The 16,656-nt window shown below is 30.2% G+C and carries 13 protein-coding genes; 9 read left to right on the top strand and 4 right to left on the bottom strand.

Annotated features, from left to right (window positions below; genetic code table 11):
* Window positions 1–42: 42 nt before the first annotated feature.
* The 4 genes from KPL51_RS19220 to KPL51_RS19205 are packed head-to-tail and all read left to right on the top strand — an operon-like array spanning window position 43 to window position 4,523.
* Window positions 43–681: a hypothetical protein gene (locus KPL51_RS19220; RefSeq protein WP_216165158.1), complete on the top strand. Its 639-nt coding sequence runs from the start codon at window positions 43–45 to the stop codon at window positions 679–681.
* A gap of 43 nt (window positions 682–724) precedes the next feature.
* Window positions 725–2,008 (top strand): TRAFAC clade GTPase domain-containing protein, encoded by a 1,284-nt coding sequence (locus KPL51_RS19215; protein ID WP_216165155.1) that lies wholly within the window; start codon window positions 725–727, stop codon window positions 2,006–2,008.
* Window position 2,009: 1 nt separating this feature from the next.
* A complete protein-coding gene (locus KPL51_RS19210; protein WP_216165152.1) occupies window positions 2,010–3,761 on the top strand; it encodes a GAP1-N2 domain-containing protein in 1,752 nt (583 codons plus the stop codon).
* Window positions 3,762–3,791: 30 nt separating this feature from the next.
* Window positions 3,792–4,523: a TraX family protein gene (locus KPL51_RS19205; RefSeq protein ID WP_216165149.1), complete on the top strand. Its 732-nt coding sequence runs from the start codon at window positions 3,792–3,794 to the stop codon at window positions 4,521–4,523.
* Between the two features lie 119 nt (window positions 4,524–4,642).
* Here the strand turns inward: KPL51_RS19205 and KPL51_RS19200 are convergent, their stop codons facing one another.
* Window positions 4,643–8,206: a S8 family serine peptidase gene (locus KPL51_RS19200; protein ID WP_216165145.1), complete on the bottom strand. Its 3,564-nt coding sequence runs from the start codon at window positions 8,204–8,206 to the stop codon at window positions 4,643–4,645.
* Window positions 8,207–8,373: 167 nt separating this feature from the next.
* Here KPL51_RS19200 and KPL51_RS19195 point away from each other — a divergent pair, with 167 nt between their 5' ends.
* Complete coding sequence (locus KPL51_RS19195; protein WP_216165142.1) at window positions 8,374–9,309, top strand: DUF4003 family protein; 936 nt, start codon at window positions 8,374–8,376, stop codon at window positions 9,307–9,309.
* A 118-nt stretch (window positions 9,310–9,427) separates the two neighbouring features.
* On the opposite strand, the gene pdaA is transcribed toward KPL51_RS19195, so the two are convergent.
* Window positions 9,428–10,252, bottom strand: a complete 825-nt coding sequence (gene pdaA / locus KPL51_RS19190) for a delta-lactam-biosynthetic de-N-acetylase (RefSeq protein ID WP_216165207.1) — start codon at window positions 10,250–10,252, stop codon at window positions 9,428–9,430.
* Window positions 10,253–10,480: 228 nt separating this feature from the next.
* Here pdaA and KPL51_RS19185 point away from each other — a divergent pair, with 228 nt between their 5' ends.
* Window positions 10,481–11,983 carry a S24 family peptidase gene (locus tag KPL51_RS19185; RefSeq protein WP_216165139.1) on the top strand — a complete coding sequence of 501 codons (1,503 nt, stop codon included), beginning with the start codon at window positions 10,481–10,483 and terminating at the stop codon, window positions 11,981–11,983.
* A gap of 56 nt (window positions 11,984–12,039) precedes the next feature.
* Window positions 12,040–12,582: a phosphodiesterase gene (gene yfcE, locus KPL51_RS19180; protein ID WP_216165136.1), complete on the top strand. Its 543-nt coding sequence runs from the start codon at window positions 12,040–12,042 to the stop codon at window positions 12,580–12,582.
* 59 nt (window positions 12,583–12,641) lie between these two features.
* Here yfcE and KPL51_RS19175 read toward each other — a convergent pair whose 3' ends face one another.
* A complete protein-coding gene (locus KPL51_RS19175) occupies window positions 12,642–13,880 on the bottom strand; it encodes an MDR family MFS transporter (protein ID WP_216165133.1) in 1,239 nt (412 codons plus the stop codon).
* 167 nt (window positions 13,881–14,047) lie between these two features.
* On the bottom strand, window positions 14,048–14,851 hold the full coding sequence (locus KPL51_RS19170) for a hypothetical protein (protein ID WP_216165129.1): 804 nt from the start codon (window positions 14,849–14,851) through the stop codon (window positions 14,048–14,050).
* A 438-nt stretch (window positions 14,852–15,289) separates the two neighbouring features.
* Between KPL51_RS19170 and KPL51_RS19165 the strand changes: the two genes are divergently transcribed.
* On the top strand, window positions 15,290–16,147 hold the full coding sequence (locus KPL51_RS19165; protein WP_216165125.1) for a DegV family protein: 858 nt from the start codon (window positions 15,290–15,292) through the stop codon (window positions 16,145–16,147).
* 406 nt (window positions 16,148–16,553) lie between these two features.
* A partial coding sequence (locus KPL51_RS19160) for a carbamoyl-phosphate synthase domain-containing protein (protein WP_216160532.1) occupies window positions 16,554–16,656 on the top strand: 103 nt, incomplete at its 3' end.

The raw sequence follows: 16,656 nt of genomic DNA, 5'->3' as shown, positions 1-16,656 counted from the left end.
AATTTGAAAATGAATGTACCTTATATAGTTAGGAGTTTTATTATGAATATGAGAGAATTAGAAGGCTTAGAGGAAGGAATAAAATCATTAAAATGTGAAATGGAAAAGGAAAGATTCATTATAAAATGGAAGTGGACTGAAGGTTGTGATATAGTCTATATATTTAAGTCTAAAGCATTAGATGATATAGGAATAGAGGCTATAACTAAGCAAAATACAAAGATATTTACTAGAGAAGAATATGCAGAGTTTAACGGCTATACTGAAAGTATAAGGGAGATCAATCAATACAAAGTTATGATTTTTAAAGGTGAGCAAATTAATGGTGAACTTACTCTTGTAAAACAACAAGATGGAGAAAATGAAGTAATTGTTTGTACTGGAAAACCCAATATCTTTTATAAAATCATAGAGCATAAATCATTATTTAGTAAAAGCAAAAAAATAAATATGAGAATAATGTGTGATGCTCCTTTAAAAAAAGAGGTACTATGTTATGTAAAAAAACATGGAAATTATCCTACCAGTAAGGATGATGGAATTAGATTTGATTTTATAGGAGATTTTAATCCAGGGATAAATGAAATGCCTGGTATAGAAATCAGCAGGGATGAATTCGTTAAGATATTCATAAAAGACATTAATAGGTATGGAAGTGCTTATAATTTGAGAGAGCTATAAGAGGGAGGTGAATACCTGATAATTTTTATTAATCAGGTACTGTATGGGTATTTTTGATATTTTAGCATTAGGTAAAAAGAATATATTAGATAAAAAAGATAATTTCAAAAAATCCAAGGAAAACCATAATACATACGATATTAAATGTCCATTTTGTTTTAAAGCTTTTAATAATGAAGATGTTCACTTTAGGGTAAGTCATGATGAAGATGGAGACCCAGAGTATGAAAAACAGATTGACGAGATCTTAAATGAATACAATAGAAAAATTGGAAAAGCCACATTAGGAGAAATAAATGCTATTGTTAGAGCAGTAGATTTGCCAGAAAAAAATTGGACCAAGGTGGATAATGCTATTATTGAATTAAGAGATAATTATGATAAAATTACGAAGGAGAGACTGTGTCCACATTGCCATAATGTGATCCCTATAACTTCAGGCAGAGGGGATACAAAAATTATTTCAGTGATAGGAGCATCACAAGCGGGGAAGTCTGTTTATATGACTTGTCTTTTGTACTATCTTGAACGCCGCGTTGCGGAGAAGTTCAAAGCCTCTATTATACCTGGAAGCTCGGAGTATAATGAAGATATAAAGCAAAATCAGAGGATAATATTTGAATTTAATAAGATGTTAGAGCCCACTCCAAAGCAACATATTGATCCATTAATTGAAACTTTTAAATTTAAGGATGAGACTAAAAAGCCAATAACTTTTGTATTTTATGATGTACCGGGAGAAGGTATGACAGATAAAGACTATATTGACAAACACGGAGACCATATTCAGAATTCTGATGGCATTATATTCCTAATAGATCCATTACAAATGAGAACCTTAAGGAAAAAGATAAATTTAGCAAATAAAGCAAAAGGAGATTTCACGGATAAATACCAAGAACCTAAAGAAATTCTTGTGTATTTATTTGAAAATTTTATATCTAAGCAGGAAAAAACTATAACGGATATACCCACGGCAGTAGTAGTTACTAAGAGTGATATGCTAGTTAGTTTAAACGATGAAGAGTATATAAATGCTAATAGTAACGCATTTAGAAATTGTAATCATGATGGTATCTTTAATCTAAATGAATTTGAAAATATTGATGGAGAAATTAGGAGGTTTTTAGCTAAAGTAGACACACCTTTTAAAGGTGCCATGGATGCATATTTTAGAAACACAGGTTTTTTTGCAGTATCATCATTAGGTTGCAATCCAGAAAATTGTAAGATCAATAGCGATTTTATTATATCGCCATTAAGAATAGAGGAGCCTTTTTTATGGCTCTTGAATCAAATGGGCTACATTAAAGAAGGAAGGGAATAGTATGATTCAGCAACATTATTATACAAGGGAGAGAAAAGGGTTATACAGTCCTACTCCAGGATATGATACTATTTCCAAAAGTAAGGGATTAGAAGATAAATTAATAAAGGAGGTGCTTCATAATTATTGTTTTTACGAAGCGCCTTTTGAACTTATACAGGTAGATGATTTAAGGGAATATCCAAAAGCGCTTATGTGTTTTAATATACCATCTGGAGAAATGATAATTGGATGCTCAAGTTTTGCTGGCAAAGATTATACAGGTCAAAGAAACAGATATTTTACTCATAACTATGTAGTAAGTGAAATGCATAAGGAAGTTTATATAAGAAATCCTGAGAAGATTTTTCATGCGGAATTTAAAATGCAAAATTCAAATTATACCGTGCAAGATGATTATAGTCAGGAACCTAGTGAAACTTTTTTAGAGGAATTAACTGATATACCTATGGATAAACAGAGCTATGAATTTTTAACGGTGGATAAGCTTTTTAAGAGATTATGTATACAAACTAGCATGTATAAGAAACTTTTAAGTGCATGTTTTGATTCTGTATTAAATAATAGAAAAATATATATAGTGCTTAATGTGACTGCACAGGAGCTATCAAAATACTCAAAACAGTTAATGGAGTATATATATAGGGGACTTCCATACGTGGTCAGAAGAAAAATTGGGTTTATTACTTATGTGAAAAATTCAAAAAGTAAAGAATATATAAATCTTCAGTTTGTGGCTAAGGAAGGAATAAGGCTCTCTAATGTAGAACAATCTTTTGCATATGTTTTTGATTTTAAAGAGGAAAAACATCTAAATGTAAAAACGTTAGAAAAAGATAATGATTATTTGAATTATATTTGGGATAATTTAGAAGACGAAAAAGTGTTGAAAGAATGTTTTCATAAGGATGATGAATATATTAAAGAAAGGCAGCAGGAACAAGGAGTTAGTCTACAAGAATATAATCAAATATTTATAGTTAATTTTGAAAAAAAAACACCACAAGAGGATGGAATACTACAAAATATTGAAATTCAAAGCTGTGAATCTAAATGCAAAGAACTTGAGCTGAATATATTAAAATATATAGATATATCTGAAATATCTAAGAGGCAAATAAAGAGTTTTGTTATGGAAGAAAAGTATAAAAATAATGATATATATATGATTGTATATTATCTTCAGAGAATATTAGGAAGCAGTGTAGATAGAGAAATAAGTCTTAATGAAAAAAAGATTTGTGAGCTGTCAATTAAAATGATGCCAGAAGGTTATGAAATATCTGCTATACTATTGAAAGTAAAAGAGAGAATACAATATTTCTATGAAAAGAATATTTCAAAAGAAACGTTTAGAAAAATTATGATTGGTTTTGTAGAGTGTAATATTCATAATGCAATGGGTCACACTTCTGAAAAAGAAGATGACTTTTCCCTAGAATTTTATATGAATTATAACTTTCAGGGGCTTTTTAATTATTTATTGGAGCATGGTGGGGTAGATAAGGCTCGCGATTATATACTATGGGCAGTTAGTGACTTTGTAGAGTTAAGGGAAAAAGAAGTTTGCTTTAGTTTTTTCGAAGCTCTTAAAATTTACATTGAGAATGATGATAGTAATTTCTTTAAGGATAAAAATTTTAAAAGCAAATTAATGCAAAAAAATAATGTGGCCATGATTGGTAGGATCAAGGATTTAGAACTAGATATGTGTGAAAGAATAAAGAGGTTTATACTAGGACTTAAAAGATAGGAAAAATCAATTTAAGTGGGGGCTGTATTTATGAGCAGTAGTATGTTAAAAATTATAGCATATGCACTAATGTTAATTGACCACATGGGGGCAGCACTTTTTCCAGAGGCTATAATTCTAAGAATGATAGGGAGATTATCGTTTCCTATATTTTCCTACTTAATTGCTGTAGGATATACTAAAACAAATTCATTTTCTAAATATTTACGAAGTTTATTCATATTTGGAGTTATATCACAAATACCATTTTCATTAGCCTTTAGTGAAGGGGTTAGTGTAACGAGTTTTTCAGGCTTTCTCGGATTTTTAGTAGGAAGTCCAACTCCACATATGAATATTTTTTTTACTTTAGCCATCGGATTAATAGCAATACGTGTCTGGGATAAAGGTCAATCGAGATTTGGTAAAATAATAGCTATATTAGCATTAGGTATAGTAGCGCAAGCCTTTAGTACAGATTATGGAATTTATGGAGTTGCTATGATTCTTGCATTTTATATTTTTAGAGATAGCAAAGCAAAAACGGTAATATCGCAAACATCTGTGTTTATAATGTTTTATGCATCGCAAATTATATTAGCTATCTTAAGTTATCCAGGTATATCGATTAAGTTAGTTTGGTTTAATCAAGCATCATCGCTATTAGCCCTGATATTTATATTTACCTATAACGGTAACAAAGGTAAAAATTTAAAATACTTTTTCTATGCTTTTTATCCAACTCATTTATTAGTAATAGGATTAATTAAAAATTTTATGTAGTTAATAATTATGATATAAAAAAAGTATGTATTACGTAATTAAATTTACATAATACATACTTTTTTATATATTAATAACATTTTTGAAGCTTTTGATGTTATACCATACTAGGTGATGATTTATTTAAATACAGATACTATCTTGGTGGATGTATTTCCTGCTATGTCTACAGTTTTAACCTCAATATAATTCATTCCTACATGAAGTTTTACCTCAGTTACAAAGTTTGCAGTTTTAGCATATATATCTGCAGTTGTGGATATTTCATTTCCATTTACAAATAATTTAAATCCATAGTTATTATCTAAGACTTCACAATTCATTTTAAATATCTCAACATCCTTTACAACAGTTATTATTTTATCGATGCCAGGTGTATCAATATCTTTAATAGTTAACTTTGGCACAACAAAATCGCAATAAAGAGTTAATGCATAGTCAAACTTGTTATCCTTTTCATCTACAGCGGACACTAGAACTTTATTTTGTCCGTCTATCAATTTAATTTTCTTAGAAAAAGTTAAATTTGAGTTTACTGTAACTTCTTCCCCTTGTATTTTAAAGGATTTAACGGAAGTGGATAAGTCACCATTTAAAATAGCAGAAGTGGTTTTGTAGAAACTGCCTTCTCTTTTAACATCAGTAAAATTAATATAAAGCTTTTCATTCTTGAAAATTACATTTGTTAAAGCAGCTCCTATAACATTATCTTTTATATCATAAGCCTGTACTTCTATTTTGTGTTTGCCTGGAGTTAAATTCTCAAAATTATAGAAAGATTCCATTATGTTTTCAGCTACAACCTTACCATCCACAATAATGTTGAAATATCTCATATCTGACATAAGCTTAAAATCCTCGGAATAAGTTAGTTTAAAATTACCTGAAGGTAGTACTGTACCCGATTTAGGAGAAGTAATTGTAAGGGGCTGGGCTTCTATGATGGTTTCATATTTAAGGGTATTGCCAGCATAATCAGTGCAGTAAATTAATACATCATTTTTACCATTTTCTAGATCTAAATTGAAAAAATAATTTCCACTAGTATCTTTAGATAAACTTAAAGAGGTACTTCCGGTTTTATCACTGCAATACATATCATTTAGCATTATTTTAAAATCCTTTATTCCAGATAAATTATCTGTTGCTTTGAATTTTAAAACATGCTTTCTTGAAGTCACGAAGCTTTCAGAAGTCATTGATATAATTGGTTTAGTGGAATCTACTTTAATTGGTAGTTTCATTGTTTGATATTTAGAAGCAGTTGACAAACCTATTGAAGCTTTAACTCGAAAATAATATTGCCCATCTTTAACTGTTTCATATTTTCCATTAACCGAATTATAACTAGTTAAATCCCATATGAAGACAGGTGATTCCTTATAATTATCATCTTGAAGTATATCTATAGGTTCAGGTGACCACAAGGTTTTATACAAATTATTTTCTACTCCAAGGCCTCGCACTACATTTCCATTTTCATCAACTATGTCAATTATCATTGTTTTTGCATTTCTAAGTAAGGCAACTTTAGGATTTACTCTTAATTTTCCATTTGCAGCAGATACAGCGATGGTGGTTTCGTCAACTATTGGGAATAGTGTATCTTTGTCTACATCTACTACACCAAGAAGGGACTCATCATCATTTTCACTCAATTGGTAAACAGCAGTTTGTCCTAGATACGAACCACTATCCCAAATAGGTTTATCCATTATTAAAGATTCATCCCATTTGCCATAGAAACCCATATAAGGAACTCCTAGTGTTTGCCCTTCATTTGAAGTAGATTCAAATGTTAAGAAACCCTCTAAAAAGATTCCTTTAGGAGTAACTTTTGGTATATTTAAGGATACGTTTAGATTTACTGTAGAACCAGCAGGTACAATTATTTTATCCTTGTCCAAGGAAACAGTAGCATCTTTAAGTATTAAGTCGCTTGCTTCGTCATTCTTATCATATAGAACAACATTTGGTGTTTTAATGGTATAATTCTCATCTTTAATTCCATAATTTCTAAATGTTAAGGTGAATTGTTTCGTAAGCTCATTAATCTGCTTTAATTCAACTGTAGAGTTACCTTTTTCATCAACCACGGTAACATTTGATTTAACAGCTGAAGCAGCATCTGCAAGTCCTGCGCCTTGTCTCCTTGGAGAAAAGGGAACTAATCCTTCTAATGAGTAGGTATCAATTTGAGGCTTTGCTGTATTTATAACTAGTTGTTTTGCAAGTCCCGCCTTTTCTTTTGGTGTTAAGTTGTCTAATTTTAATTCTTTTATATGCTGTAATACTAATGCAATAATACCAGCTATATGAGGGGATGCCATAGAAGTTCCTGACATATACTTATATTTATTATCATTTACAGTGGAGAGTATATCTCCACCAGGGGCTGTTACTTCAGGTTTAAATTCTAAGTCAGAAGTAGGGCCCCATGACGTGAAGTCTGACATCTCTCCTTTAGTTGGGTTAACAATATTTATTTTTTTATCTGGAAATCTAATTCTTGTTCCAACTTTTATAGCATTTTGCATCTGAGTTCCATCTTCGTTAGTTATAAACATAGATGGAATTTTAACCTTAGCATCAATAGCCATGCTGATATATCCGCTTTCACCATCTCCATTATATATAATGATGGCTATTGCACCTACGGCTTGAGCATTTAATTTCTTTTCTATAAAAGTAATATCTCCTCTTTTAATTAGTGCTACTTTTCCTTTTATATTTCTATCTTTAATATCTTCAGGTGTTCCAAGGCCACAGTCAACTATATCATAATCGCCTTTTAAAATTCCTATTGGAGTAATTTCTGATGAAGAATAGGCGATGCTTTTGCATTCATTACCTACTTTATAAGTTAATGCTTCAGCTATAAGCATGCTATTTTGAATAGAAGCCACACTTAGGGCTTCTTTTGCTATGCTTGGAGAACTGATAACCGATGTATCTACTATGTCTGCAACTTTTTCAGGAGAAGTTGAGTATGCAGAGTTACCGGCAGATACTACAACAACTACACCTTTGTCTTCAGCATCCTTAATAGCTCTTTGAATAGGTGCACTATTTTCTGTAAAGCCTGAATCAGAGCCTAAACTCATATTTATTACATCGGCACCGAGTTTTACGGAGTCGTTTATAGCTTCAACCACATCTTCATCATTGCAACTAGGGTAATCAGGGTCATTTGAGAAAACTTTCATTGCAAGGAGTTGTGCTTCCGGTGCAACACCTTGAATTGCTTCGAATTTTGATACCTCGGTTGAAATTCCATTTGCAGCTACTATACCAGCTACATGCATTCCATGCATGCTACCATCATCAATTATATGTTGATTTTTATCTGCGTAGTTATACCCATAGGGCACTTTATCTGTAAAGTATTTTCCCTTTCCTTCTGGATTTTTATTTTTTAGTTTTGCCTTAGAAGGGTCAGTAAGTCTCATATCTTTATGTCTATAATCAATGCCACTATCAATTATAGATATTACCATTCCTTCACCTTTATATTTAGAAAACTGCCATTCTTTTAGTACGTTAGTTAAATCTTTTGCTGAGGACATGGTTTCGTTATAAGCAAGTCCCTTAGTTAGTTCTTTTGCTGAAGTATTCAGTATTAGAAAATTTGAAGATAAAAGAGTAATGGTAAGAATTAAACTTAAAAGTTTGTGTCTTTTCATAATTCCACCCCCTATATATAAATAAATAATATAACATTATATCACATTAATGGAAATAAATAAATATGAGGTTGAATTTTTGATTTAATTATGTTAAAGTTTTATAAATTACATAAATATTTTCAAAACAATTCATTATTTTAATAATTATAAAGGGGGCTATTATTATGCAACAACTAGTGGAAGAAAAACTTGATAGACTAATAGACATATTTCAACAAGTATCTACACAATATAAATGGGAAGGATCTTTAACCAATCATTTTGCAGCTTTGACTTATACATTAAATAACATAGCTTTTGATAAAGAGAAGATTGAAGATGTGAGAAAACATATTAAAGATACTACGGGGGCATTTTCTAATTATAGAGGTACTTCTAAGATAATTTTATCCTCATTATTAGCATCTCAATATGATAATCCAAAATGTGAATTTGATAAAATGTTGAATTATGATAAAAAGATGAAGGAAGCGGGATTTAAGAATAATATGTATTTACCCATAGCAAATTATGCTCTTTTGGCTACCTGTGGTGAAGAAGGTGCGGCTGCAAGAATTGAAAAAGCCAAAGAGATATATACTGAAATGAAAAATAACCATCCATGGCTAACTGGTGGAGATGATTACCCACTTGCTATACTTTTAGCCAATTCAAATGATTCTGTTAATAGTATTGTAGAGAATATGGAAGAATGTTATAATTTACTTAATGAAAATGGATTTGGAAAAAATAATGGACTTCAACTATTATCTCATATACTAGGATTTCGTAAAGAGGATAATAAAAGCAAGGTTTTAAGATGTAAAGAAATATTTGATAAGTTAAAAGAAAATAAAATGAAGGTATATTCTACTGGGTATGCCATAATAGGATTCTTATCTATACTAGGCGATAATGGGTATGAGGCAGTAGATCAAGTTATTGAAGTTGTAAAAATTCTTAAGTCTACTAAAAAATACAAGTGGTTAAGTAAAGAAAACCATTTATATACTGCTGCGGCCTTGGTTAGTGATGTATATATAGAGAATATAAAAGACCAAAAGGATCTTATTCAAACAACTATTGGAATTTCTATTGAAGCGCTAATTGCAGTACGTTAAGAAAAGTACATGTTTAGCATAGCAAGTTGTACTTTTTAGTATCTTTAATTAAAATTTTTTTAGAATTACTTAGCGAAAGGAAACGCAATTGTAGTAATATATACTTTTCTTTTTTGTATTAATGTTTAGTAGGTAATTCATCTAGTGTTTTTAGAATGTATCCTTGGCTCTCCCACTCAGTAATTACATCATCTAATATTTCAGCATTGGTCTTTGATACTGCGTGTAGTAGCATAATTCCACCATTGTGGGTTCTTTGCAGAATGCGTTTTTTTGCACTTTCATGAGAGGGCTGTTTATTAGTAAGCCAATCCATATAAGCAAAACTCCAAAATATAGTTTTATACCCGTAGTTTTGAGTATACTGTAAGGATAATTCACTATATTTACCCATTGGAGGTCTAAAATATTTAGATATCTTTTTCCCGGTAATATTCTCAAATGCTGCTTCTACATCAGATAATTCACTATTGAATTTTTCTTGATTTAATATAGAGGCCATGGAAGGATGGCGAGCACTGTGGTTGCACACTAAGTGTCCTTCGGCTACCATTCTTTTTATTAATTCTGGATTAGAAGTAATGTAGGGTTTTACAACGAAAAATGCTGCTTTTACATTATGTTTTTTCAAAACGTCTAAAATGGGAGAGGTATATCCAGCTTCATAGCCCTCATCAAAAGTTAAATATAAGATTTTTTTTGATGTGTCACCTAAATAATAACATTCATAGTTTGATATAATTATACTGGTTTCTTTAGGTCCATCTGGTGGAGTATTGTCATTGCGGGGTTGGAAGTACCAATTATATTCTTTAGTACTTAATCCATTTAGGGTTTTATTGTTACTAAAAACATTTTTGAAGAAATTTATTAGGCTAGGCATCTTTGAAATAGTCTTGGTCTGATAAGTAATACAATTATTTTTAGTGTCCATAATTGACATAGGGCTTAATTCGGAGCTATAAACAATATTTGATAAACAGCTAACTGAGAGAATTGAAGAAATAATAACACTCAATATTTTACTTTTAACAATAATCACCTCTAGTTCGTTCTATTTAGATAAATTATTTAATAAATCATGGTCATAGTATAAGTAATTATAGAAAAATCATACTTTAATTTTTTAATTAATGTATACTATTAATATGTCTACATTGGAGGTGGCTAAATGGAATTAACTTTAGAACAACGAAGAATGGTTCATAGTAAGCCATCAAGATATAGTTTAATTAAAGGAAATGAAGGCTCAGGAAAGACAACAGCAGCTATTTATAGAAGTCTTTATTTAAAAAACAATTATTGTTTATATGAAGAGGATAAAATATTAATGTTAGCGGCTAAAGATGAAGATATAAAGTATATTGAAAACATATATAACGTAGTAGAAAAGGAAACTAGGTTAGATTATTTAACTCTATTTTCTAATAGTGAAAGAAAATTTCATGTGGTTACATTAGAGAGGCTCTTATATAAATATTTTTTAGAATATAAAAATGAATATAAATTAGAAAATGTATTAATTATAGATAATGATAAAAAAAATAACATTATGAAAAATTGTATATTGGAAATTAAGAAGATATACCCAAAGCTAAGAATATTAAATACTGACTATGTTGAATTTTTTACTGAAGAAGTAAAATGGATAAAAAGTTGCAGCCACTTAAAAATAGATTCCTATCTAATGGCAATTAGAACAGGAAGAAAATGCAAAAGAGGGCAAGGACCTCAAAGAATTCAAAAAAATTCTACTGCTAGGAAAGCAATTTATCAGCTTATGAACATGTACAATGAAGAGCTACGACGCGAAAATTTAGTTGATAATGAAGACATTAATTTATATGCTCTACAGATAGCACAAACAATTACAGGTGACAAGTATTCTCATATTGTAATAGACAAAAGTAACAATTTAACTAAGGTGCAGCTTGATTTTATTAATGCATTATTTAATGAGAAATCTTATTCTAGTATGATGTTTCTTGTTGATATAGATAGGGGACACAATACTAATTCATATATGGTAAAGGGCAAAAGAGTTAATGCCAGGCCTCTAGGGGAAAAGGCAAAGTCTCATTTATTTAAGAATATTTATAGAAGACAAGAAAAGCTGAAAAAAAAGTCTGTAGAAATAAGTAGCAAAAGTTTAGAACTTAATTCATTAGAGAACTTTCAATTTTGTGATTTAAGACACAGCAGAGCATATGAATTCATGAGAGATTATAGTAGAATATCAGATGTTATAGTAAATGATGAAAAAGGCGATTATGAGTATGTAAATGAGGAATTATTGGAACTACCTGTATATAGTGATATAGCGGCAGGAGAACCTATACTTATCAATTCTGAAATGGAAGGCAAGTTTTACCTTCCAAAGTATTGGCTAAAGGGAGTAAAAAATGCCTTTATTTTGAAAGTTAAAGGGGACAGTATGATTGGGGCTAATATTAATAATGGCGATTATGTAATAATACGGCAGGAAAATGCTGCAAATAACAAGGATATTGTAGCAGTTGATATAGGTGGGAATGCTACTTTAAAGAGGCTTTCTATAGAAAAAGATAGAATACTGCTTTTGCCAGAAAATAAAAAGTACAACCCGATTGTAGTAGATAGCGAAGATACATACATTATAGGTACGGCTATAGGTGTTATAAAACATAAAAACTAATTAGTCCCATAATTCAGTGTAAATAATTAGATACATCCCAAAGGAGTTCAATAGTTATGAAAATATTTATTATTTCTGACATACATGGTTCACTTTTCTTTTTAAAAAAGGCATTAGTGCGTTATAAAGAAGAGGGAGCCAGTTACATAGTAATGCTCGGTGATGCATTATATCATGGACCAAGAAATCCATTGCCAGAGGATTATAATCCGCAAGAAGTAGCGAATCTCTTAAATGAATATAAAGATAAGATAATAGCGGTTAGAGGAAATTGTGATAGTGAAGTAGATCAAATGCTCATAGAGTATCCTATGATGGCTGATTATTCTATAATGTTGTGCAATAACAGAAGATTGTTTTTGACTCATGGACACATATATAATCAGGATAATATGCCCAGTTTAAGCGAAAATGATGTTTTGGTTCATGGTCACACCCATGTTCCAGTAGCTGAAAAACACAATAAAATATATATATTAAATCCAGGTTCACTATCTTTACCTAAGGAAAACAACCCTAATTCTTATGCAATACTCCAGGATAACCTATTCCAAATAAAAGATTTAGAGGGAATTGTTATAAAAGAATTAAATTTATAAATAATAATACCCCAGGACACCCTGGGGTATTATTATTTGAGCACCAGCAATTACGAAATCTATACTTCTTTTCTCTTTTCATTTAAATATAGTAAATACATACAAGCTGAAGCTAAGATACCAAAGAAAAATACAAGCAGCCATGCGGAGTTTACTTTCCTATTTCTAATAAATAAACCCATCATAAAGGGGCCAACCGCAAAGCCTGTACCAGTAATTAAGGGTATAACTGCATTAAATCTACCTCTATGGGACATTGGAGTATGATTTGCAATATATACTCCAGAATTAGTGGCAGATAGTATTTCACCAATGGTCCATATGATTGTAGAAATAACAAAGACGGTAAATGTTTTTGCGAAAAATAACATTCCAAAACCTATAGAGAAGAATAGACCAGCTAGGGTGACATTAAATATAGGTCTGAATTTTCTTGTAACAGCTGTTATAATTGTGGTCATAGTTACTACAACTACACCATTGATAGCCATTATGGAGCCATAAAGCTTTGGGCCATCCACACTAAAAAGTTTTCTCATTTGCATTGGTGTAATGAAACCAAATTGAGAGTACATAAATGAAAAAATCATTGAGACTGTGGCAAAGGCTATAAGGTAAGGTCTTTTTAATAGCACACATAATAAGCTACCTTCTTGAGCTTTTTCATTTTCATTATATAAATCAGTGTTGAATGTAGCTTCCGACTTTGATATAGAGGGAAGTGTCTCCTCTACAAATACAGAAACTAATATTAAGGATAATATAGTTGTAGCAGCATCGCCTAAAAATAAAATTTTTAAATGATTATTGTATAAAAACCCTGCAATTAGTGGACCAAGAGAAAAACCTATATTAATTCCTAAATATAAAAGTGAGTATGCTGCTTTTCTATTTTCTGTATTTGTTAAATCTGCCATCATAGCACTGTTTGCTGGTTGAGCAGCTCCTCCAAAGAAGGATGATAGAATTAGAAGATAGGGTATTGTTAATGAGGTACCCATAAAGGCACAAGGAATAAGGCATAGCGCTGCCAAACCTTGAAAAATAATAATGATGCTTTTCCTTCCAATATAATCTGATAACTTTCCGCCTATTATTGAGCCAGGTATGGAAGAAAGTGCTGCCATCATTAAAAAGAGACCTACAGTTTCAGTGCCAAGACCTAAGTTGATAGTAAGAAATAGTGTTAGAAATGGATGTACAAAACTACCCATACTGTTAATAATTCTAGCAAAAAATACAACATAAATACTTCGAGGCAAGCCAGAATATGTTTTTAAAACATTTGAAATTTTCATTAGTTCCCCCTTACTCATTTTATAAGTAATAGTTATTAGTAAAATACATTTACTATAGTTTACTAAAATTCTGTAAAAATTTCCAGTTATATTGTGATTAAATAATAAAATAAAAGGATAGCCTTTTGGCTATCCTTTTATTTTATTATAAAATTAATTATTTTTATTTATTTTCTAAGAAAAAAGCTGAATTTTTCTTTTTCATCAACCGAAATAGAGATATTTCGGTTGTGAAGTATATCGCCATTAGCTTGAACTTGTCCATCGCATATATTTGCATAATCAGTTTTGCCTTCTTCTATCCAACCCATAAACACATATGAATGGGCAGGCGAACCAGCTTTGTTAGGGGTATCTGTGGTAAAACAAATATCTCCTTTTTCTAATTTAGTAACGTCAGTATTCTTTTTCCATTCAAGTGCAGTTAAATCAATTACCAACTGTTTAACAGTTGATGTCTCATTGGGTACCGCAATGGCATTAGATCTCAAAACTTCTGACAAGACATATACAGTAGTACCAGTTTTACTTCCACCATTTAATTGGATTGCTTTTTTTAGTGTTGATATTCTATTTGTTTTTTTATCTAAAAAATCATAAACTTTCTGCTCTGTTGCAATAGGTTTCGCAGTATTATCAATAGTGTTTTTTGTAACTACTTTATTTACAACTGCATCTGTTTTAGGTTTCATGAAAGGTGTGTTCATTAATATAGAAAATATAATTATAGCTGCTACCACTATAAAAAGTCCTAAAACAATTACATTGTTTTTAAGTTCGTTTTTGTCAGCTAACTCATGCATTTCTTTTATGTACTTTCCACTTTCATCAGACTGTTTTAACTTAGAAAAACCACTATGCTCAGTATTAGAACTTTGTTTTTCTAAATTTTTGCTATTTGAATATAAATTATTTATAATTTCACTATTTTCTTCATTTGTATCCTTATTTGTTTTTTTATCATCATTCATATTTCTCTGCTTACAAATATAGGTAGGCATATTAACAATTAACCTATATTTTGCAGCACCTCCCTTTGTTTTTATATTGGGTATATTAAAGCTCTAATTTTAATAATTATTGATTTAAGCTGAAAGACCATATATATATATTTATATCACCCACTTTTTACACTATAAGTATAACATATGGTGAGGTATTTGAGTAATATTAGTAGGAGTTTAAAGTAATTTAATATTTTGTGAAATATATTACATTTATTGTAGCTGAAAGTTTAATATAATTGCTGATTCTATTAAACTTTAGCAAGAAATTTTACTGACTAACTAAATGTAAAAATATAGGCTACTAATTTCAGTTGAAATAATGATGTTGTGGGGTACTAGTGTACTGTTTAGCGCAATACTGTAGTATAATATACTTATTAATTAATAAGTAGGTGATGAATAATGACTGTAAAAATAGTAACTGATAGTACTTCATATATAGGTGAGGAACTAAGGAAAAAATTTGACATTTCTATAGTTTCGCTAAGTGTTATTTTTGAGAATGAGGAGTTTAAAGAAATTCATATTGAAAATGAAAGTTTTTATGAAAAACTACATAGAAGCGAAGTTATTCCAACGTCATCACAACCATCATTAGATGAAATGTACAATGTTTTAGAAAAACATGTAAGAAACAATAATGAAGTAGTCGGCGTTTTTCTCTCATCTGATATGAGTGGGACCTATTCAAATGCGTGCCTTGCAAAAAGTATGATTCTTGAAAATTATCCAAATGCATTAATAGAGATTAGAGACTCTAGATCAAATTGTATGCAATTAGGATTTGCAGCATTAATAGGTGCGAAAGCGGCCCAAAAGGGGAAAACAATAAGTGAAGTAGTTTCTATAGTAGAAGATAATATAAAGAGAAGTAGATTTCTCTTTATACCTGATACTTTAGAATATCTAAAAAAAGGTGGCAGAATAGGCGGTGCAAGTGCACTCTTAGGTACTATTTTTCAAATTGTGCCTATTCTTACTGTAGTAGATGGAAAAACACAATTATTTAATAAAGTAAGGACTAAAAAACGTGCAATACAAACTATGATAGATAAATTTATTGAAGATACAACTAAACATGGACTAGGAGAGGTAATGATACATCACATAAATGATGTGGAGGGGGCATTAGCTTTTGCAAAAACAGTTGAGGAATGTATAGGTAAAAAAATAGATATAGCTCCAATTGGGCCTGTAATAGGAACTCATGTTGGACCTGGTGCATTGGGGATTGTGTATTATACTGAGAAGAATTTATAATATAGATAAGTTTAAGAACATCTTCTATTCTATCAAACTTGAATAATTTGCAACGGAAAAGTTTGTTTATGCATTGACAAATTGTAAAATTTAAACTAAACTAAAAAGAAATTATAAATATAACTAAAAGCGAAGTACACTTTTAAGTTAGTCCTGTGAGACTAGAAAGGAGTATAGATGATTATGCCATGTTTTTTTTGTGTCGCAAATTTTGAATTTAATATTATTAAATATGATACAACTATCAACATTCAAAATAAAACTCGAAATGTGAGTTCTATTTTGTTAATAAATGAGATTATTATATTAAGAAGAATAATAAAAAGATTATTTAAATAATCTTTTTATTATTCTTTATTTTTTTTTATAAAAAAAATACTTTTATTTTGATTTAGGAGGCTTTATGATGAAGGGCAAGTTGATTTTAGAGAATGGAATAATATTTGAAGGTAATATATTTGGGTATTTAGAAGAAAGTGTGGGGGAAGTGGTTTTTAATACGGGGATGA

Source organism: Clostridium bowmanii (assembly GCF_018861315.1).
Taxonomy (GTDB): domain Bacteria; phylum Bacillota; class Clostridia; order Clostridiales; family Clostridiaceae; genus Clostridium_AD; species Clostridium_AD bowmanii.
Note: the sequence above shows the minus strand (reverse complement) of the source record. Positions and strands in the feature narration are given on the sequence as shown.